Here is a 20,019-nt window from a genome sequence, read left to right on the forward strand (position 1 = left end):
TCAGCCGGTCAGCTGCAGACGCTGCCGTTGAGCGCGAAGGCCGACGTCCCCGTCGAGGCCCCCGTCGCGGTGAAGCTGATCGTGGCGGACTTGCCGGGCTGGATCGACGCTCCCGACCTGACGGTGACGTTCCCGGCGGTCTGGCTGACCGTCCCCGGCCAGGCCTTCGTCACCTGCGCGCCGGCCCCCAGGTCGAACGCGAGCGACAGCCCGGTGACCGGCTTCCTGCTGGTGTTGGTCACCACGACCTGCCCGCTGAAACCGCCGTTCCAGGAGGTGGCGCGGTACGTCGCGGTGCACGACCCGCCGCCGGTCCGCTCCTGGCTGTAGAGCCAGTCGAGCATGGTGGTGTTGAGGTACGTCGGCACCCACGACCAGTGCGCGTTCTGCGGGGTCGTGCCGCGGGTGTAGGCCGTGAGCAGGGTGTGGCTGCCCGAGGCCTGCGCCGCGTCCCACTGCGCCCGGGCGAGCGCGTCCGCCTGGGCGACCGGCAGGTTGCCCGCCCACTCGGCGCGGGTCGTCGCCGCGCCCGCGGCCTCGATCGCATTGACGAGCGCCAGCGAGCCGTTGGTGTAGTTCACGGTCGCGTCGTCGACCGAGTGCGTGGCCCAGATCGGCACGTCGACGAGCGCGGGCATCGCGGCGGTGCTGCCGGTCGCCGCCACGGTGAGGGCCGCCGCGAACTTCGTCGGGTACTTGGGCAGGATGTCGAAGGTGCCGATCCCGCCGAGCGAGAGGCCGGTGAGGTAGACCCGGTCGGGGTCGACCGGGTAGTCGGCCATGACCTCGTCGACCGTCTCCAGCAGCGCCTGCTGGACCGCAGGCGTGGTCCACGCGAGACCGGCGGGCACCTGCGGCGAGAGCACGAAGCTCGGGTTCTCCGCCTGCCGGGCCGGTGCCGCGAACGCCGTCGCGATCTGGTTGCCCGTGATCTGGGTGAGGTTGTTCGGCCCGCGCTCGCCCGCTCCGTGCAGTGTGACGACGAGGGGATAGAGCGCCTTCCTGCCAGGCCGCTCGTCGTAGGGCTCCGGGGTGTAGAAGCGGTAGTTCAGCACCTGGCCGGCACTGCTGGTGCTCGACAGCGCGGCGAAGTCGTCCACGACCGGCGTGATGACGCTCGTAGCGGTGACCGCCGCCGATGAGCTCTCCAGCTCGACCCGGCCCCTCCCGTCCAGGACGTCGGCCACCTGGGTCACCGAGTAGGACAGCCCGTAGGGGCTGTTGATGCCTCCCGAGTACTGCAGCGCCCCGGCCGCGGGCCCGGTCGAGCCGAGCTCGAGGATGAGGTACCTGCCCTTCGTCCCCTGGGCGGCGGGCTCGGGCTCGTCGTTGACGTACGCCCGCAGCACCGGGCGCGTGGCACTGGTGACGGCCCCGTTGACCGTGGAGGCCCGGGTGCCGACCACGCGGAAGGCGGACGGGTCGATGGTGGCGCCCTCGAGGTCGACCTTGGAGGAGTACTCGATCGCCACCGCGGTGATGAAGTGCCCCAGGGGCAGCGACTCGGTGATGATGTCGGCGTCGACCGGGCCGGGGCCAGCGGCCGACGCCGGCCCGGCCAGCGGCACCGCGGACAGCAGCGCGGCGGCGGTGAGAGCCCCGAGGGCTCGCAGCGTGTTCACATGTCACCTCGACGTTGAGGGAGGAGCGGACGCGACGGCCGGGGCCCGGCACCAGGCCCCGCCGAACTCGGCGGAGGGAGGGGCAGGTCGTGCGCGGGCGGAGTCGTCGCGCTGAACGTAGAGAGCCCGCGAAAGCGGTGTCAACCGTCCAGATCTGGACGAATAGGCGGATGCACGGCCTGGAGCCCCCGGCCGACCGCAGTGGCCGCCTGGGACGCGGACCCACCACCCCCACTGTGTAATCACGTGCGGGGAGCACCTCTGGAGAAGCGGGCCGGTGTCCGGGCCACTACCCTGGCGAGGACGTCGGCAACGCGCGCGCCGACCGCCCGCACGCCCTGCCCAGCCAGGGCGCGACGACGATGGGATGAGCTGCGTGACGAGGTCGGACGCCTCCCAGCCCGCCACGTACGACCCGGTCACCACTCTCGCACGGCTCGAGCGGCTCTCCTGGTTCGGCGGCGTCGCCCGGCGACGGTCGGCCGCCTCCGTGCTCGTCGGCACCCTCGTCATCGCGATCGTCACGGTCGTGGTCGCGACGGGCCTGAACGCCGCGGGGATGTCGCTCGTCGCCCCGTTGTGGACCCAACTGCTGGGCTGGCCCCTCCTCTACGCCTCCCGGTCCGAGCCCGTGCAGCGGTTCCTCGGCGGCGGGCGCCTGGACAACCGCGAATGGCTGCGGGCCGTGACCGGCAACGCCCTGTTGCTGTTCGTCATCCTCCCGACCGGCCTGTCATTCCTGCTGCCGCTGGGTGCGGTGATGATCGCGAGCGTCCACATCGGCTGGTCCGGCGCGCGGGCCTGGTGGGCCAACGCGCTGTCCGCCACCCTGACCACGGTCCTCGGCCAGGCCTGCGTGCACCTCGGCGTCGGCCCCGAGGGCGACTTCGTCGACAACGCGGACCTCGCCTCCGGGGTTGCGCTCATCCTGGGCCTCGCAGCCATCGCCAACATGGCTCTGGTCGCCGCCCGGCAGGAGGCCGACCAGTCCCTGATCGACGCGGAGCGCCAGGCCCGGCAGGAGGAGCTGCGCCACGCCGCCACGCACGACGCGCTGACCGGGGCGCTCAACCGGGCCGGCCTGTACGAGCGGCTCGGGACGGCCCTGCCCACCGCCGCGCCGGACCACGGGGTGGCGGCGCTCTACGTGGACCTCGACCGCTTCAAGCCGGTCAACGACCGGCACGGGCACGCGACCGGGGACCGGCTGCTGGCCGTGGCGGCCCAGCGGCTGAAGCGGGTGCTGCGCCCGCAGGACGCCCTCGCCCGGGTCGGCGGCGACGAGTTCGTCGCGGTGCTCGTCGGTGTGGGGGCCAACGCGGACGTCAGGGCGGTCGCCGCGCGCGCGGCCGCCGCCCTGCACGAGCCGTTCAACCTCGACGGGACCGTCGTCGCCGTCTCCGCCAGCCTCGGCCATGCCCTCACCCACGACCCCGCCACCACCGCCGACGAGCTGCTGGGCGAGGCCGACCGGGAGATGTATGCGGCGAAGGGCCGAGCCCCTGCGGCCCGGCCCCTCGCCGACGGGCCCCGTCGCTGACGCCCGCGAGCGGGCCGGGCACCCGCCGCTCGTCCGGCGGCGCGGGCACGGGCCGTCCGGTGCCCGAAGGCCTTCGGCTAGTTGAGCATCCGGGTCCCCGCAGGCAGCACGCCCCCGTTCACCACCTCGGCGGCAGCGTCCTGCAGCGCCGTGAGGGCGACGCGCTGGGTGAACGGGCCGGCAGAGACCCGGGCCACCCCGAGCTCCTGCAGCTCACGGGTCGGCAGCGACGCACCCGGGACGCTGATGACGCTGAGCTTCTGCGGGCCGAGGGCGTCGACGAGAGCGCCGATCTCCTCGCGCGCCACCACGCCGGGGACGAAGACCACCGGTGCGCCGGCCTCGAGGTACGCCTTGCCGCGCCTGATCGCCTCCGCCAGCGAGGCGGCCCGGTCGCTGCCGGCCGGAGCGCGGAGGAACGCGTCGGTCCGTGCGTTGAGCACGAACTCCACGCCCGCGTCCCGCCCGGCGCGCAGGACGGCCTCGACGTTCGCCACCGCCTCGTCGAGGGGACGCAGCTGGTCCTCGAGGTTCCCGCCGACCGCACCGGCTGCCAGCGCGCGCCGCGCGGTCTCGCCCGCGTCGCCGTACCCGGCCTCGAAATCCATCGTCACGGGGAGGTCCACCGCTCGGCAGATGCGCCGGACCATGTCGAGGTGGAGCTCGAGCGGGATGTTCTCGCCGTCCTCGTAGCCGAACGTGGCGGCGATCGAGTGGCTGGCCGTCGCGAGGGCGCCCACGCCGGGCACGCCCGCCACGACGCGGGCGGACACCACGTCCCAGACGTTCGCGAGCACGAGGATGTCGGGCGCGGTGTGCAGGTCGAGGAGGGTACGGGCCTTCGTGGGGAGATCGGTCATGGGAGCCTCTGTATCGCGGCGGGCCCGGTCGCGCAAACGAGTTGCGTCCCTGCGTGACTGCGGCCACGCCGGCTCGTCACAGCACTCGTCGGGTGCGACACCGAGGAGGAGGATCTTTCGTGGGCAAGCTGGTCGTGGTCGAGAACATGTCGCTGGACGGGGTGGCCCAGTCCCCGGGACGCGCGGACGAGGACCCGCGTGACGGCTTCCAGCGCGGTGGATGGGCGTCCACCTGGTTCGCCACCGACCCGGAGGCGGCCCGGGCCGCGATGGGCGGCCGGCACGAGACGACCGCACTGCTGTTCGGCTCACGAACCTACCTCGACCTGGTCGGCCACTGGCTCTCCACGCCCGGCCCGAACCCCTTCGCCGACATCCTCCGCTCGATGCCCAAGCACGTCGTCACCTCCACCCTGCCCGACCCGCTGCCCCACCCCAACTCGCACGCGCTGCGCGGCGACCCCGCCGTGACGGTGGCCCGCCTGAAGGACGAGGCCGCCGGCGAGATCGTCGTGCTGGGCAGCATCCGCCTCGTCCACGCGCTGACCGCCGCGGGCCTCGTCGACGAGTACCTGCTCACGGTGCTGCCGGTCGTGCTGGGCGGCGGGCTGCGGCTCTTCGACACGGTCCCCGTCGAGCTGGAGACGGTAAGCAGCAGCACCTCGCCGCGCGGGGCGGTGACGGCGACGTACCGCCCCGTGCGGCGCGGCTCCTGACCGTCCGCTCTTCGGGCCGTCAGCCCCGGCCGGCACGGAACCGGCGCTTCGCCGCGTACATCGCCTGACGAGCGGGACGGACAGGCAGGCCTGGACGCCCAGCCGGTCGGCCGTCGCGGCGACGGCGGGCCACCTGGTGTCCCTGCCCAGCGCCAGGGACTCGACAGGGGCGCATGCCGGCCGTCGCGTCGCGGCAGGGCCCCTCCTGCCGCTCGTCCTGCTCCAGCTCGACGCCTCGTCGCTCGTCTCGTGCACCGCGTCCGACCGTGAGCCGTTGACGGCCACCACCCCGACGTCCAGCGGAGCGTGGGCGTGCGGCACACAATTCACGACCCGTACGAGAAGGCGACGGCGTTCCTGGGACTTCCGGGGGGAGCCACCCCGGCCACGGTCCTCGAGGTACTGCTCGTACGCCGCGGCGCGCGCCCGCTCAGTGCGCGTGCGCTCCGAGGGCCGCTCCCGGGTTGACGCCGGCCAGCAGCTCGCCCAGGGCCGGGTCCTGCAGCTCGTAGTACGCCACGCGGCCCTCCCGCCGGACCGAGACCGCCCCTTCGGCGCGCAGCAGGCGGAGCGCCTGCGACACGGCGGTGGGCGTCATGTCGACGGCCACCGCGAGGTCGGACACGCACACCGGGCCGGCGCGGGAGATCGCCAGCAGCAGCGCCAGCCGACCGGGGTCCGCGACGAGCGCGAAGCGGGCCGCGGCGCGGCGCACCCCGTCCCGGTCCCCCACCGCGGCGATCGCCGCACAGGCCCGGTCGGCGTCGATGACGGAGCCGGCGGCAGAGGCGGGCACGAGGTGCACCGGGCCATCGTGCCAGGCAGCCCCACGGAGACATCTGTCCGCCTGCTCACACTTGCAGTCGAAGCAGCAGCCTGGCTAGGGTCACCCCGCCGCGGTGCTCGGGAAGCCGGTTCGATGCCGGCGCGGCCCTCGCCACTGTGATCGGGAAGCTCGTACGCCGTTGCCTCCGGGCAGCCACTGGGCGCTCATGCGTCCGGGAAGGTGGCGCACGCGCGTCTCACCCGTCAGCCAGGAGACCGGCCGCGGCACGGAAGAAGCCCGTCCACGAGGTGCTGGAAGGCGGTCCGCGGAAGCGTGCCCACTCATCGGTCGACTGCTACACGTATCGCCGCCGCAGCGTTCGCCCTGGCGTTCGCCCTGGCCGGCTGCGGCTCCGACGACGGCGCCGCCCCGGTCGCGGCCGCGCCGTCGCCCCCGCCGGCCGGCCCGGCAGCCGTGGACAACTGCGGCGTCGAGGTCGCTCCCCCGCAGGCGCCCGACCGGGTGGTCACGATGAACCAGGCGGCGACCGAGGTCATGCTCACGCTCGGGCTGGCCGACCGCATGGCGGGGACGGCGTACCTCGACGACGACGTCCTCCCCGAGCTGGCCGCCGACTACGCGAAGGTACCTGTGCTGGCGAAGGAGTACCCGTCCCGCGAGGCGTTGCTGAAGGCCGAATCTGACTTCGTGTACGCGTCCTACCCGAGCGCCTTCGAGGCCGATGCGGCGGGAAGCCGCGAGGAGCTGGCGCGCCTCGGCGTGGTGTCGTACCTCTCCCCTGCCGCCTGTGCGGACCGCGACGACGCCGATCCGCTGACGCTCGAGGACGTGTGGGACGAGATTCTCGAGGTGGGCACCGTGTTCGGCGTCCGCGACCGCGCGGAGCAGGTCGTCGCCGCGCAGCGGGCGACGGTCGAGAAGGCACGGGCCGGCCTGCGCAGCGCCGACCCGCTGCGGGCGCTGTGGTGGGACGGCGGCACGGACGCCCCGAGCGCCGGCGCGTGCTGCGGCGCCCCCGGAATGGTGATGGCGGCGCTCGGCGTCACCAACGTGTTCGGGAGCCTTCCCGGCGGCTGGGCCGACGCGTCCTGGGAGGCCGTCGTCAAGGCGGGACCGGACGTGATCGTGCTCGTCGACGCCTCCTGGGACACCGCCGCGTCGAAGCGGGCGTTCCTCGAGTCCGACCCGGTCACGCGCGAGCTGCGGGCCGTGGCCGAAGGCCGGCTCGTGACGGTTCCCTTCTCGGCGACCACCCCCGGGGTGCGCAACGCCGACGCCGTCGCCGAGCTGAGCGCCTCGCTCGCCGCGCTGCCGAGCGAGTGACAGCGGTCGAGGCGCGGCCGGGCACCCACCGGCTGGTACCCGGCGTCCTGGCCGCTCTGCTGGTCGGGTCGGCGATGTACGCCGTCACCGCCGGGCAGGCCGGCCTCTCGGTCGGCACCGTCTGGGACGTCCTCGCGCGCCACCTGGGGCTCGGGGACACGCCCGTCTCCCCGCTGCACGACGCCGTGGTCTGGGAGCTCCGGCTGCCGCGGGTGCTCACCGCAGCGGCGGTCGGGGCCGGGCTCGCGGTAGCCGGGGCGGTCCTGCAGACGCTGACCCGCAACCCGCTCGCGGAGCCGTACCTGCTCGGCGTCTCCTCGGGTGCTTCCCTGGGCGCCGTCCTCGTGCTGGTCGCCGGCGTCGGGGGCGGGGTGGTGTCTCTGACGGCCGGGGCCTTCGCCGGCGCGGTGTCCGCGTTCGTGCTCGTGCTCGCGCTCGGGTCGGTCGCTGGCCGCATCACCCCGGCCCGCATGGTGCTCGCCGGCGTCGCGCTGGCGCAGCTGTGCGCCGCCACCCTGTCGTTCGTCGTCCTCTGGGTGGCGAGCCCGCACGCCACCCAGAGCGCGCAGTTCTGGCTCGCGGGGTCGCTCACCCGCAGCAGCTGGGGGTACGCCGGGGCGTGCGCGGCCGTGCTGGCCGGCGTCCTGCTGATCTGCGCCTGGAACGCGCGGTCGCTCGATGCGCTCGCGTTCGGCGAGGACGCGGCCACCGGGCTGGGGGTGCCGGTGCAGGCGCTGCGCTGGCTCCTGCTGGTCGCCGTCGCCCTGCTGACGGCGGTGCTGGTGTCGGTCAGCGGCAGCATCGGCTTCGTCGGCCTGATCCTCCCGCACGCGGCCCGTTTCCTCGTCGGCCCCGGGCACGCCCGGCTGCTGCCGGTCGTGACGCTCGCGGGGGCGCTCTTCCTGCTCTGGATGGACACGCTCGCGCGCGTCGTCTTCGCCCCGCGCGAGATGCCGGTGGGCCTGTTGACCGCCCTGCTCGGCGTGCCCGCCTTCCTCGTGCTGCTGCGGCGTGCGGAGCTGCGCTCGTGACGGCCGGCACCGGCCTCGTCGTCGACCGGGTGTCGTGGTCGGTCGGCGGACGGCTGGTCGTGGACGGCGTCGACTGCACCGTGCCTGCCGGCACCGTGACCGGGCTGCTGGGCCCCAACGGCTCGGGCAAGACCAGCCTGCTGCGCATCGTCGCGCGCCTGCTGGGGCAGGACGCGGGCTCCGTGCGGCTCGACGGGGAGGACGTGGCCGGCATCCGGCGGCGCGACCTCGCCCGTCGACGCGCGATCGTCGAGCAGCAGGCGACCACGGACCTGTCGTTGCGGGCCCTCGACGTCGTCCTGCTGGGGCGGACGCCGCACCGGGCGCCGTTGCAGGCCGAGAGCGGGCGGGACCGGGAGATCGCCCGCGCCGCCCTCGCCCGGGTCGACCTCGCCGGCTTCGAGGACCGCCGCTGGCACACGCTGTCCGGCGGGGAACGGCAGCGCGTCCACCTGGCCCGCGCCCTCGCCCAGCAGCCGCGGCTGCTGCTGCTCGACGAGCCGACCAACCACCTCGACGCGGGCCACCAGCTGCAGCTGCTGTCACTGGTCCGCGGCTCGGGGCTGACCGTCCTCGCGGCCCTGCACGACCTGCAGCTCGCGGCGATGTTCTGCGACGCGCTCGTCGTGCTCGCCCACGGCCGGGTCGTGGCGGCCGGGCCGGTGGACGAGGTGCTCACCCCCCACCTGGTGCGCGAGGTCTACGGGGTCGGGGCGACGGTCGTCGTGCACCCGCGGACCGGACGTCCCGCGCTGCTGCTGGACCCGCCCGAGGTGGCGACGTGAGCGGCGGGCGCCGCGTGCTCCTGCTCGGCCGGGCGCACCACGACCTGCGGGCCGTCGAGGCGTTGCGGGCGCTCGCCGCCCGGGCGCAGGCGCACGCCGGTGTCCCCGTCACGGCCTGCTTCCTCGACGGGGCGGAGCCGTCGCTGCACGCCGCGCTCGACGGCTGCGTGCGCCACCGGGCCGCGGAGGTCGTCGTGGTGCCGGCGACCGCCGACGGCTACCTCGCCCAGTGGGCCGCGCGGGCACCGGCGCACTGGCGGGAGCGAGCCGGCGCGGACGGCCCTCCGGTGCTCGTCGCCCCACCTGTCGCCGAGCAGCCGGGCATGCTCGAGGCCCTCGCATCGGCGGTCGCCGGCGCAGCCGAGGCACCGCCGGTCAGCCCGGCTGGGTTCCGCAGCCCTGCCTGGACAGTCCTGCCGCGGCCGCGCACCCACCTGCTGCTCTGCCGCGGGCCGCGCTGCACCGCGTACGGCAGCGGTGACGTGCTGCGTGCGCTGTCCCAAGTGACGAGGGATCGCGGCATCAGCGAAGTCGAAATCATGATCACGCCGACAGGCTGCCTCACGCCGTGCAACCTCGGGCCGCTCGCGGTGGCCTACCCGGTCGGGCGCTGGCACACGGGGCTCTCCCCCGAGCAGGCCGCCGCCGTCGTCGAGGAGTGCCTGCCACCGCGGGAGCAGCCACCGGCCGCCTCGGAGGTCCCGGGACTACCCGGGCCCGTGCCCGGACCAACAGGGCAGAGGGACGAGCTCCGGCCCGTCCCGCGCCCGGACCGCCGAGCAAGGGATGTCTCATGTCTGTCGACGCCCGCGGGCCCGCCCGGCCCACAGACGCCCAACAGACCGCGCCGTCGGCGGGCGCCGGCGCGCGCTCCTCGAGCTGGTGGAGGCAGCTGCTCCTGCGCTGGCACTTCCACGGCGGCTTGCTGATACGCCGACTTGCCGGTGGCCGCGAAGCTCGCGCGCTGGGGCATCGACGCGCACATGGGCTCGTTCGGGGTCGTCAACCAGGTGCTGCTGGTGGCGCTCGCCATCGGGCTGCTCTGCATGATCGTGTGGGGCTACCGGATGTGGTGGCAGCGCCGGCCCGACCTCGCGGGCACGTTCGCCGTCGGGCGGCCGGTGCCGCGGGGTGCGCTGCGCTCCGCGCCGCTCCCCGCGGTCGTCGCAGTCGTCGTGATGGGGGCCGCCATCGGGTGGTTCCTGCCCGTCCTCGGGGCCAGCCTGCTCGCGTTCGTGGTGCTCGACCTGGCCCTGGCGGCGCGACAGCGGAGCTCGGCCGGCAGGCGCTGACCCCCGTCCCCCACCCCTTGTCGCGCTGATCATGCACGACCTCGCTACTTCTCCCCAGGTGGACAGCTGACCCGGTGGTGATGATCAGCGGGGGACGTGAGGTGGGGGGCGCGGGGCACCGGCAGATGAGAGACCGCTCATGCACGGCTCACGGACGTCTCACGGGCCGTGGCCAGAGTTCTCGGCATCCGGGCAGCAGACCCGGGGAACCCAGGAGGACACATGGCACGGTCCGGTCTGTTCGCCGCGCTCCAGCCGGCGCGCACCAGCTCCCGTCGCGACACCACCAGCGCCCCGAAGCGGCGCCGGCGCGTCGTCCGCCGCCGCCCCCGTCGTCGCACCACGACCTGACCCGTCCGTACCCACCCCGCCGGGAGGCGGCGGCACCCCGCCGCCTCCCGGCCCGGACGGCTGAAGGACAACTCGTGAGAAGTGCGCTGTGTACGTGGATGGCACGGCGACTGCTGCCGCTCGGGGAGGGGCTCGGCCTCGTGCCGGAGACGCCCCCGGTCCCGTTGCGGCAGGTCGTACGCCGGTTCTGGCCCGACGTCCGCCCCTACCGGCTGCAGCTGCTGCTGGGGCTGGCCTGCCTGGCGGCCGTCCCCGCGGTGCAGGCCGCGGAGATCTGGCTGTTCGGCGCGCTCGTCGACGAGGTGCTCGTCCCGCGCGACTGGGGCCCGCTGCCGCTCGTCGTGGCGCTCTTCGTGGGGCTCGCGGTCCTCAGCGGCGCGCTCTCCTTCTTCGACGACTACCTCGCCACGGCGGTCGGGCAACGGATGCTGCTGCGCCTGCGGTGCCGGCTCTTCGCCCACCTGTGCCGACTGACCGGGGACGTGCTCGACCGCCGGCGCCTCGGCGACCTGCTGGCCCGGCTCGGCGGCGACATCGCCGCCATCGAGACGCTCATGGTGGCCGGCACCGCCCAACTGGTGAGCTCGGTCGTACGGCTCGGGCTGTTCACCGCACTCCTCTTCGTGCTCGACTGGCAGCTGGCCGCCGTCGCCCTCGTCGTCGCGCCCGCCTTCTACGTCGCGGCGCGTGCGTTCGCCCGGCTGCTGCGGCGCGCGTCCCGCGCGAAGCGCCGCGCCTCGGGCGAGCTGCTGGCGGTGGCCGAGGAGGCCCTGTCGAACGCCGTCCTGCTGCAGGTCAACGACCGGGCGGATGCCGAGGTGGCGCGCTACCGCAGCCAGGCCGACGCCGCGCTCCGGGCCGAGCTCTCCGCCGCCCGCGTGCGAGCGCTCTTCGGCCCGGTGATCGACCTGTTCCAGCTCGCCGGGGTGCTCCTCGTCATCGCGCTCGGCGCGCACGCGCTGATCCAGGGCCGGCTCAGCCTCGGCGAGCTGCTCGCGTTCCTCACGCTGCTGTCCCAGCTGTACGCCCCGGTGCGGGACCTGGGCGAGCTGTCCGGCATGGTCTTCGCGGCCGGAGCGGGCGCCGAGCGCGTGCTGGAGATGCTCGACACGCCTCCCGCCGTGACCGAGCCGCCCGACGGCGTCACGATCTCCCCGCGCGGAGTCGTCGACCTCGACTCCGTCTGCGTCCGCTACGCCGACGCGGCCCGCCCGGCGCTCGTGGACGTCTCGGCCCGCCTGGAGCCGGGCGAGCTCGTCGTCCTGACCGGCCCCAGCGGGGCCGGGAAGACCACGCTGGTCAAGCTGCTGCTGCGCCTGCTGGACCCCGGCTCGGGCGCGGTCCGGCTCGACGGCTGGGACCTGCGCGACCTCACGCTGTCCACCGTGCGCGCCGCCACCGCGGTCCTGCCCCAGGACGCCGCGGTGCTCAACGCCTCGATCGCCGACAACGTCCGCTTCGGCCGCTCCTCGGCCACCGACGTCGAGGTCCGCCAGGCGCTGGCGGACGCGGGCGCCATCGGCTTCGTCGACGCGCTCCCCGCCGGCGTCGACACCGTGGTCGGGGAGAAAGGGCGGCTGCTCTCCGGAGGCCAGCGCCAGCGGCTGGCGCTGGCCCGGGCGCTCGTGCGCGACCCGCGCGTGCTCGTCCTCGACGAGCCCACCACCGGGCTGGACGAGCCGTCGGCCCGCCTGCTCCTCGGCTCGATGCGGGGCCTCGTCCCCGGTCGCACCGTGCTCGTCGTCTCGCACGACCCGCTCGTGGTCGCGGCCGCGGACAGGGTGCTCGTGCTGGACGAGGGACGCCTGACGGAAGGGCCGCGGCGGGCGTACGCACCCGCGGCCGCTTCCTCCGCGGTGACGGCATGAGGGCCCCGGCCGCCGACGGGCTGCGCGAGCTGGGCGTCGTCCCGCCCGGCGAGCCCCTCCTGCCCGGCCATGTCGTCGTCGCCCTGCTGAGCCGGGGCCGCGACCTCGACGTCTACGACGTCTGGGACACGGCTCGCGGTTGCCGTTGCGTGGTGAAGACGCTGCGCCCGGACCGGTATGCCGACGCGGGCGCCCGGCGGAGGCTGCTCCTGGAGGGCAGCCTGCTGCGCCGGCTGGCCCACCCGCACCTGGTCCGTGCGTACGAGGTGGTGCCCGGCCCGCGGCCCGCCGTCGTGCTCGAGACGCTCGGGGGCGCCACGCTGGCAGCGGTCCTCGACGAGGAGGGCCGGCTCGCCGTGGCGGACACCGCCCTGCTCGGCGTGCAGCTCGCCTCCGTGCTCGGGTTCCTGCACGCCGCGGGTTACCTGCACCTGGACCTGAAGCCCTCGAACGTCGTCGTCGAGGCGGGCCGCGCGAAGCTCATCGACCTGTCCGTGGCACGCCGCCCCGGCCGCGCCCGGCGGGTGCGCGGCACCCCCGGCTACCTCGCGCCGGAGCAGGCGGCCGGCGGGCTCGTGGGCCCGGGGGCGGACGTGTGGGCGCTCGGCGCGCTGCTCCACGAGTGCCTGACCGGGGAGCCCGCCGTGCCGGAGGAGGACGTGAGCGGCGCCAGCCCGGCGGGCACCTTCCCGACGCCTGCGCCGGTGGCCGCGCTGCGCCGGCGGCTGCCGCGTCGTCTCGCCGCCGTGATCGACGGGTGCCTCGCCGACGTCCCGGAGGAGCGGCCACCCCTCCGGGACGTCGGCCGGCTGCTGGCCGAGCACGCCGGGGTCGACGTCCGCGCACCCGCAGCCGACACGCAACCGCGGTGGAGCACCGCGGCGGCCTACGCCCCGGATGGGTGACCGGCTCGCCCGGCCGCCCTCAGTAGGGCAGCAGCGTCGCGTCGACCCGCTCCCAGGACGCGCGCAGGTCGGCCAGCAGGGCGGGCTCCGCAGCGGCCCGGTCTGCCTGCTCGTGGACGTCCCGGGCCAGGTCGTAGAGCCGCGGGACGTTGTCCGAGCCCTGGTAGTACTTCCAGTCGCCGCGGCGCAGCGCCCTGCTCCCCCGGACCCGCCAGAACAGGTCGCGCTCCGGCGCCTGCTCCCCGCGTAGCAGGTAGCCGGCCAGGCTCTTGCCGTCGAGGGGGTACGCCGGGTCCGCCGCCGCGCCCCCGAGCTCGAGCAGCGTCGCGGTCCAGTCCTGGCTGTAGACGGGCTCGTGGCTGACCTGTCGCGGCAGGACACGGTCCGGCCAGCGCAGGATCGTGGGCACCCGGATGCCGCCCTCGTAGAGGCCGAACTTCTCCCCGCGCAGCGGCCAGTTGTTGGAGAAGCGCTCGCCGCCGTTGTCGCTGACGAAGACCACGACCGTGTTGTCCTCCTGCTTGGAGCGTCGCAGCGCGTCGAGGACGTCGCCCACGGCCCGGTCCAGGGACTCGACCATCTTCTTGTAGGTCTCCAGCGACCCGCTGTCGCGGTGGTTGAGCGCAGCCGACACGTTCCCGCCCGCACGGATCTGTGCGGCGATGCGCGCACCTTCCTCCGCGTCGTCCTCGGTGAGCCACGGCCAGTGCGGGGTCGTGAAGTTGAGGTTCAGCAGCCACGGCTTGTCGTGGTCACGCCGGATGTACTGCACCGCGCGCTCGGCGAGGACGGTCGTGTAGTAGCGCGGGTCCTCGTACGGCTGCTCGTTCTCGTACAGGTCGTGGTCGCCGTGGAACCCGATCTTGGAGAAGTACTCGGAGGCAGCGCTGTAGTTGCCGAAGAACTCGTCCCACCCGGACTTCAGCGGGCCGAACCTCGGCAACACACCGCAGTGCCACTTGCCGATGAGAGCCGTAGCGTAACCGGCAGACCGCAGCAGAGAAGCCAGCGTCGGGTGTGCCGGGTCGAGCCCCGTCGTGCGGTTCGCGATGGGCTCGGCCAACCCGGCGGGCGTACGTCCCGGATGGCGCCCGGTGTAGAAGCTGACCCGGGTCGGGGAGCAGGTCGCGGACCCGGAGTACCCGTTGGTGAAGCGCACGCCCTCCCGCGCCAGGCGGTCGAGGCTCCGCGTCTCGATGTGCGGGGACCCGTAGGACGAGAGGTCGGCGTAGCCGAGGTCGTCGGCGATGATGAACAGGATGTTCGGCCGGGGCCCGGAGCCCGCGCCCGGCTTGGACCGGAAGGGCCGCTCGTTGCGGTCGATGTCGGCGGCGGCCGGCGCCGCGGCGCTCGACACGCCCGCAGCACCGGCCAGCCCTGCGATCGTGCCGCCGACGATCCCGCCGAAGCGGCGGCGCGAGATGCCGTCGGACGAGCCCACGGGGCTCTGGTCGTGCTGGGGCATGGGTCCTCCACGAAAGGGATCGGGGCCCGGCGGACGACGTGCGGCAGCGCGCCACGGCGTCGAGCGGGGAGTCGAGCGGGGAGTCGAGCAGGAGCCGACAGGGGTGCGGGCGCGGCCACCTCAGGCCGGGCGGCGTCCGCCCGCGAGCCGACATCGGGGCATCGGGAGCGTCAGCAGGTCGCGGCCGGTCACGACGCGAACCTAGCGATGTCCGGCGTAGCTCGTCAACAAAACCTAGTGGATTGGTAGGGGAGGGTCGGGACCCGGTCCATGAGAGCTCTCTCATCCGGCTCTCATTCGGCGTTCCCGTGGGGGCGGGACGCTCGGGCCATGGTCTCCGGGGTCAAGGCGGGCTCGGCCGTCGTCGGCCTGGCCGTGGCCGGCGCGGCCGTGCTGGCCGTCGCGGCGATCGGCCGCGCGTCCCCGCCACCGGACCTCGGCGGGCCGCTCGTGATCCCCTCCCCGACAGCAGGCGCCCCCTCGGGCCCGTCCCTGCGTACCCCGTCCGCTCCCCCGCCCTCGGCGGGCGCGGCCACGCGGTCCGGGGAGGCCGCGCCCCGCACGCCGGGGCCCGGCGGTGTCGCGGGCCGGTCGGCCGGCTCGCCCCCGGACGGCTCGGCCGGAGCCCGGGGCCCGGCACGAGGCGGGGCGCCGGCGAGCGGTGGGCGAGCGGGAGGCGGCGGCTCGGCGGGGAGCGGAGGCTCGGGGGCGGCGCCGAGGCCGCCGGCCCCGGCCGCCTCGGCCCCCGCGCCGGAGCGTCGTCCGGCCGAGGTGCGGCCGACGCCCCGCCGGGTGGGGGGTGCGACCGCCCCTCCGCGGGCGGCGGGCGGCTCGGGAGCGGACGACGACGACGCGCGGGATGATGACGAGGACAATGACGAGGGCGGGCGCCCCCTGCCCGACGACGACGGGGACGACGACGGCGACGACACCGGGGACGACGACAGCGGAGACGGCGACGACACCGGCGACGGCGACGACGGCGACGACGGCGACGGGGGCGACAGCGGGGACGACGACGACAGGGGCGACGACTGACCGCTCCGCGGCGGCGCACACCGCCGTCCCGGCCCGGTCGGGGCTGCGCTGGTGGCGCCGGCTCGCCGCCCGCTCCGTGCGCGCCCGCATCCTCGGCTGGGTGGTCCTGCTCGCCTCGCTCTGCCTGGCGGGGGCGGGGACCGCGGCGTACGTCCTGGAGGCCGAGCGCATCGACAACCGGGTCGACGCGTCCATCGCGCAGGAGATCGAGGAGTTCCGCGAGTTCCAGCGCACCGGGGTGGACCCGGAGACCGGGCGTGGGTTCCGGTCGCTCGACCGGCTCATGGAGACCGCGCTCAGCCGCAACGTCCCCACCGGCTACGAGCGCGTCCTGGCCTTCGTGAACGGTGAGGCACGCTTCGTCCAGGGGTCCCGCGAGGGGCCGCCGCTCTCCGGTGACCCGGAGTTCGTCGCGGCCGTCCGCGACGTCGACGGCAGCGGCTTCGGCACGGTCGAGGTCGGCGGCGAGCAGGTGCGCTTCGCCGTCCTCGGCCTGCGCATGGGCCAGGAGCGCGGCCAGTACGTCGTGGCGACGCTCGTCGGGCGCGAGCACGCCGAGCTCGTCGAGACGATGCGCGTCTACGCCGCGGTCGCCGTCGTGTCGCTGCTGCTGCTGTCCGGAGCCGCCTGGCTCGTCGCCGGTCGGCTGCTCGCACCGCTGCGCCTGCTGCGCCGCACGGCGCACCAGATCAGCGACAGCGACCTGCAGCAGCGCATCCCGGTCGAGGGCGGGGACGACATCTCCGAGCTGGCCCGCACCTTCAACGCCATGCTCGACCGGCTCGAGGCGGCCTTCACCGCCCAGCGCGAGTTCGTCGACGACGCGGGCCACGAGCTGCGCACCCCGCTCACCATCCTGCGCGGCCAGCTCGAGCTGCTGGACGCCTCGGACCCGGTGGACGTCTCCGAGACGCGGGCCCTGCTGCTCGACGAGGTCGACCGCATGTCGCGGCTGGTGGAGGAGCTGCTGCTGCTGGCGAAGTCGGAGCGGCCGGACTTCCTCCGCCCGGGCAACGTGCATCTCGCCCGTCTCGTGGACGCCGTCGTCGACAAGGCGCGCGGGCTGGGCCCGCGCAACTGGCACGTCGACGCCCGTCCCGACGCGGTCCTGGTCGCGGACGAGCAGCGGTTGACACAGGCGCTCGTGCAGTTGGCGCACAACGCGTTCAAGGTGACGGGCCCCGCCGACACGATCGCCGTCGGCGCGACGGTGGAGGACGGGACCGCCCGGCTCTGGGTACGGGACACCGGGCCGGGGATCGACCCGGCCGAGGGCAGCCGCATCTTCGCCCGGTTCCAGCGCGGCAGCGCGGGCAGCCGCGCCGAGGGGTCCGGGCTCGGGCTCGCCATCGTGAGCGCGATCGCCGCGGCGCACAACGGCCGGGTCGACCTGCGCTCGCGCCCCGGTGCCGGCGCGATGTTCGTCATCGAGATCCCGATACCCGACGACACGGCCATGACAGGCCCGACCGGACAGGAGCGAGCATGAGCCGGATCCTCATCGCGGAGGACGAGGCACGGATCGCGATGTTCGTGGCCAAAGGGCTGCGCAGCAACGGTTTCACGGTCACCGTCGTCGAGGACGGCCCTGCGGCCGTCGACTACGCGCTGACCGGGGAGTTCGACCTGCTCGTCCTGGACGTCGGGCTTCCCGGCTGCGACGGGTTCACCGTGCTACGTCGGATCCGCGGTTCGGGAAGCTCGCTTCCGGTCATCTTCCTCACCGCCCGTGACTCGGTGGCCGACACGGTTGCCGGGCTCGAGGGCGGCGCGGACGACTACGTGCCGAAGCCGTTCCGGTTCGAGGAGCTCCTGGCCCGCATCCGGCTACGGCTCCGCGCGGGCGGCACCACCGAGGTCACCGTGCTGCGCGCCGGTGACGTGTCGCTGGACCTGCGGACCCGGCGCGCGACCGTCGGGGAGCGCACGGTCGACCTGACCGCCCGCGAGTTCCTGCTTCTGGAGACGTTCCTGCGCAACGCCGACCAGGTGCTCAGCCGCGAGCAGGTGCTGTCCCGCGTCTGGGGCTACGACTTCGACCCGGGCTCCAACGTGGTGGACGTCTACGTGCGCTACCTGCGGCGCAAGCTCGGCGCGGAGCGAATCGTCACGGTCCGCGGGATGGGCTACCGCCTCGTCCCACACTGAGGGGCCGCCTCCCCAGGTCACCGGGGCCACCTCACCCCCCCCGGGCCCGACGCCTCCGGACGCGAGCCCACCGACCCCGCCCACCGTGCCCGCAAGGATGCCCCTGCCCAGCTCCTCCGGCGGCAGCGGGCGGGCGAAGTGGTAGCCCTGCCCGTGCGTCACCCCGAGCTCGCGCAGCACGACGAGGGTCGCGGCGTCCTCGACGCCCTCGACGACCACCGTGCGCTGCAGGCTGTGGCCCAGCAGCAGGACCGAGGACACCACCGCAGCGGCGTCAGCGCGCACGGTCAGGCCTCGGGTGAAGGACTGGTCGACCTTGAGCGTGCCGGCGGGGATCTCCACGAGCCTGCTCAACGACGAGTAGCCGGTGCCGAAGTCGTCGATCGCGAGCTCGCACCCCAGCCGGCGCAGCTCCTCCACCGCGCGGGCCGCGATCACGGGCTCGGTGAACAGCTGGGTCTCGGTGATCTCCAGCGTCAGCCGACCCGGCGCGAGGCCGGTCTCCGCGAGGACGGCGGACACCGTGTCGACGAGCCCGCGCTGGGCGAGCTCGGACGCGGAGAGGTTGAGGAACAGGCGGGCGGGCGCGGCGTCGCCCAGGTCCCGGTCCCAGGCCACCATCTGCCGGCAGGCCTGACGCAGCACCAGCGAGCCCAGCTCCACGATCAGCCCGTTCGCCTCGGCGAGCGGCACGAACTCGCCGGCCGACAGCAGGCCCTGCGCCGGGTGCCGCCACCGCGCGAGCGCCTCGACCGCCCACACCTCGCGACCGGCGGGCGAGCCGCCCGGCAGCGCGTGGGCGGCGCGCTTCTCCAGGGCGTCGAGGTCGAGGATCGGTTGGTAGTGCACCTCGAGCTGGCCCCGGCGCAGCCCGTTCCGGAGCGCCGAGGTGAGCTCCTGGCGGGAGCTGACCCGGGCTCGCTCCGCGGCGTACGCGGAGGGCTCGAACACGCGGTAGCAGCGGCGCCCGGCCTGCTTGGCCGCGTACATCGCGGTGTCCGCGTGGGCGATCAGCTCGTCGGGGGTGCGGCCCGCGGCGTCGGTGACGGCCACGCCGATGCTGGCGGACGGCTCGATCAGCTCCCCGTCCGGGCGGTACGGCGCCGACAGCTCGTCGAGGATGCGCTGGGCCACCGCGGCCGCGTCGGCGGGACCGCCGATGTCCTCGAGCAGGATGACGAACTCGTCGCCGCCGATCCTCGCCATGAGGTCCGACGGGCGCAGCGCCGCACGCACCCGCCCCACGCACGTCGTGATGAGGTGGTCCCCCGCGAGGTGCCCGTAGGTGTCGTTGACGTACTTGAGACCGTCGATGTCGAGGAAGAGCACCGCGACCTGCTGGTCCGGGTTCCGCTGCAGCCGGGTGAGCGCGTGCGCCACCTGCTCCAGGAAGACCCAGCGGACCGGCAGACCGGTGAGCGGGTCGTGCGCGGCGCGGTGGGCCAGCTTCGCCTGGGCAGCTCGCGCCGCGTCCCGGTCCGCCGTCACCAGCAGGTAGGACGTGGCCAGGTTCGCCAGCCGCTGCGCGGCGGTGAGCTCCTTCTCGTCCAGTTTGACCGGGCGCAGCCGGTAGAGGTCGAGCACGCCGACGGTGCGCCCGCGCGCCCGCATCGGCAAGGTGGTCACGGCCCGCAGCCCCACCTGCACCGCGGCGGCCTGGAACTCTGGCCAGTCCCCCTCGACCGAGAGGTCGCTGATGTTGATCCACTGGCCGGAGGCGGCCGCGTCCGTGCACGGCCCGTCCTGCAAGGACTCCTGCAGCCGCTCGAGGCCCTCCGCCTCCCCCGACGTGGCGAAGACGAACCGCACCAGCGGCCCGCCCGCCGGCGCCATGACCCCGGCCCCGTCCACGTCCAGCACCCGGATGGCAGCCTGCGCGAGCTGGCAGAGGATGTCCTCGGCCTCGAACTCGCCGGCCACCGTGGCGGTGAACTCGTCGACGGCCGCGGCGAGCGCGGCCTCGTCAACCACGACGGCCAGAGCACACGGCGACGAGCGGCGCCCGCCAGGCATGGTGACAAGGATCGACTGCGCTGCGCATCCGTGCTCCCCCCTTAGGACCGCGGCCCCCCGTGCAGGCGGCCGGTACGACCGGCGGCTCGCTGGACCGTGTCGGCGCACCTACCCTGCGCTTCTCCCCGTCATGCTCGCGCCCCTCGCGGCGGGGCCCCTCGGCCGTTGGCGCGGGGCCCGCGGCACCTCCGGAGCCGTCCCAGCCGGTGCCTGCCGCGGTCGGGCGGCGGTTGCCGCGGCCCCCGTCCCGACAGAAGGACGCCGGCGAGCCGCGC

Annotated in this window: 17 protein-coding genes, 1 pseudogene and 1 riboswitch; of the genes and pseudogenes, 13 read left to right on the top strand and 5 right to left on the bottom strand. The window is 74.8% G+C overall.

Features of this window, described 5'->3' with window-relative positions:
- Positions 1-8: 8 nt before the first annotated feature.
- Positions 9-1,622, bottom strand: coding sequence for a cellulose binding domain-containing protein (locus tag G9H72_RS15490; RefSeq protein WP_166172695.1), 1,614 nt, complete (start codon positions 1,620-1,622; stop codon positions 9-11).
- A gap of 376 nt (positions 1,623-1,998) precedes the next feature.
- On the opposite strand from G9H72_RS15490, the gene G9H72_RS23095 reads away from it, so the two are divergent.
- Positions 1,999-3,162, top strand: coding sequence for a GGDEF domain-containing protein (locus G9H72_RS23095; protein ID WP_331272346.1), 1,164 nt, complete (start codon positions 1,999-2,001; stop codon positions 3,160-3,162).
- Between the two features lie 77 nt (positions 3,163-3,239).
- Here the strand turns inward: G9H72_RS23095 and G9H72_RS15500 are convergent, their stop codons facing one another.
- A complete protein-coding gene (locus tag G9H72_RS15500; protein ID WP_166172697.1) occupies positions 3,240-4,022 on the bottom strand; it encodes an isocitrate lyase/PEP mutase family protein in 783 nt (260 codons plus the stop codon).
- Between the two features lie 119 nt (positions 4,023-4,141).
- Here G9H72_RS15500 and G9H72_RS15505 point away from each other — a divergent pair, with 119 nt between their 5' ends.
- On the top strand, positions 4,142-4,738 hold the full coding sequence (locus G9H72_RS15505; protein ID WP_166172699.1) for a dihydrofolate reductase family protein: 597 nt from the start codon (positions 4,142-4,144) through the stop codon (positions 4,736-4,738).
- 430 nt (positions 4,739-5,168) lie between these two features.
- Here the strand turns inward: G9H72_RS15505 and G9H72_RS21820 are convergent, their stop codons facing one another.
- Positions 5,169-5,543, bottom strand: a complete 375-nt coding sequence (locus tag G9H72_RS21820; protein WP_166172701.1) for an ArsR/SmtB family transcription factor — start codon at positions 5,541-5,543, stop codon at positions 5,169-5,171.
- 75 nt (positions 5,544-5,618) lie between these two features.
- A riboswitch (cobalamin riboswitch) is annotated at positions 5,619-5,802 on the top strand.
- 35 nt (positions 5,803-5,837) lie between these two features.
- Here G9H72_RS21820 and G9H72_RS15515 point away from each other — a divergent pair.
- From G9H72_RS15515 to G9H72_RS15545, 8 genes are all read left to right on the top strand, one after another.
- Positions 5,838-6,848: an ABC transporter substrate-binding protein gene (locus tag G9H72_RS15515; protein WP_166172703.1), complete on the top strand. Its 1,011-nt coding sequence runs from the start codon at positions 5,838-5,840 to the stop codon at positions 6,846-6,848.
- 74 nt (positions 6,849-6,922) lie between these two features.
- Positions 6,923-7,879: a FecCD family ABC transporter permease gene (locus G9H72_RS15520; protein WP_166172853.1), complete on the top strand. Its 957-nt coding sequence runs from the start codon at positions 6,923-6,925 to the stop codon at positions 7,877-7,879.
- Entirely contained in the window at positions 7,876-8,664 is a 789-nt protein-coding gene (locus tag G9H72_RS15525; RefSeq protein ID WP_166172705.1) for an ABC transporter ATP-binding protein, read from the top strand. Before G9H72_RS15520 ends, G9H72_RS15525 begins: the two co-directional genes overlap by 4 nt.
- Entirely contained in the window at positions 8,661-9,593 is a 933-nt protein-coding gene (locus G9H72_RS15530) for a CbiX/SirB N-terminal domain-containing protein (protein ID WP_166172707.1), read from the top strand. Before G9H72_RS15525 ends, G9H72_RS15530 begins: the two co-directional genes overlap by 4 nt.
- Before the next feature lie 15 nt (positions 9,594-9,608).
- Positions 9,609-9,956, top strand: a complete 348-nt coding sequence (locus tag G9H72_RS15535) for a PepSY domain-containing protein (protein ID WP_331272348.1) — start codon at positions 9,609-9,611, stop codon at positions 9,954-9,956.
- A gap of 222 nt (positions 9,957-10,178) precedes the next feature.
- Positions 10,179-10,307 carry a hypothetical protein gene (locus G9H72_RS22500; RefSeq protein WP_269205292.1) on the top strand — a complete coding sequence of 43 codons (129 nt, stop codon included), beginning with the start codon at positions 10,179-10,181 and terminating at the stop codon, positions 10,305-10,307.
- Positions 10,308-10,405: 98 nt separating this feature from the next.
- Entirely contained in the window at positions 10,406-12,175 is a 1,770-nt protein-coding gene (locus G9H72_RS15540; RefSeq protein WP_166172709.1) for an ABC transporter ATP-binding protein, read from the top strand.
- Entirely contained in the window at positions 12,172-13,080 is a 909-nt protein-coding gene (locus tag G9H72_RS15545) for a serine/threonine-protein kinase (protein WP_166172711.1), read from the top strand. Before G9H72_RS15540 ends, G9H72_RS15545 begins: the two co-directional genes overlap by 4 nt.
- Before the next feature lie 19 nt (positions 13,081-13,099).
- On the opposite strand, the gene G9H72_RS15550 is transcribed toward G9H72_RS15545, so the two are convergent.
- Positions 13,100-14,545, bottom strand: coding sequence for a sulfatase family protein (locus G9H72_RS15550; RefSeq protein ID WP_166172713.1), 1,446 nt, complete (start codon positions 14,543-14,545; stop codon positions 13,100-13,102).
- A 330-nt stretch (positions 14,546-14,875) separates the two neighbouring features.
- Here G9H72_RS15550 and G9H72_RS22505 point away from each other — a divergent pair, with 330 nt between their 5' ends.
- The 3 genes from G9H72_RS22505 to G9H72_RS21825 all read left to right on the top strand — a co-directional run bounded on the left by G9H72_RS22505 (position 14,876) and on the right by G9H72_RS21825 (position 17,731).
- The gene (locus G9H72_RS22505; RefSeq protein WP_269205293.1) at positions 14,876-15,583 is read left to right on the top strand and encodes a hypothetical protein; all 708 of its coding nucleotides are present in this window, start codon (positions 14,876-14,878) and stop codon (positions 15,581-15,583) included.
- A 571-nt stretch (positions 15,584-16,154) separates the two neighbouring features.
- Positions 16,155-17,072, top strand: coding sequence for a sensor histidine kinase (locus G9H72_RS22510; protein WP_269205299.1), 918 nt, complete (start codon positions 16,155-16,157; stop codon positions 17,070-17,072).
- Complete coding sequence (locus G9H72_RS21825) at positions 17,069-17,731, top strand: response regulator transcription factor (protein WP_231127122.1); 663 nt, start codon at positions 17,069-17,071, stop codon at positions 17,729-17,731. Before G9H72_RS22510 ends, G9H72_RS21825 begins: the two co-directional genes overlap by 4 nt.
- A gap of 138 nt (positions 17,732-17,869) precedes the next feature.
- On the opposite strand, the pseudogene G9H72_RS15560 reads toward G9H72_RS21825, so the two are convergent.
- A pseudogene (locus tag G9H72_RS15560) lies at positions 17,870-19,744 on the bottom strand (putative bifunctional diguanylate cyclase/phosphodiesterase); the annotation flags it as partial.
- Positions 19,745-20,019 lie beyond the last annotated feature (275 nt).

The organism is Motilibacter aurantiacus, assembly GCF_011250645.1.
GTDB classification, from domain to species: domain Bacteria; phylum Actinomycetota; class Actinomycetes; order Motilibacterales; family Motilibacteraceae; genus Motilibacter_A; species Motilibacter_A aurantiacus.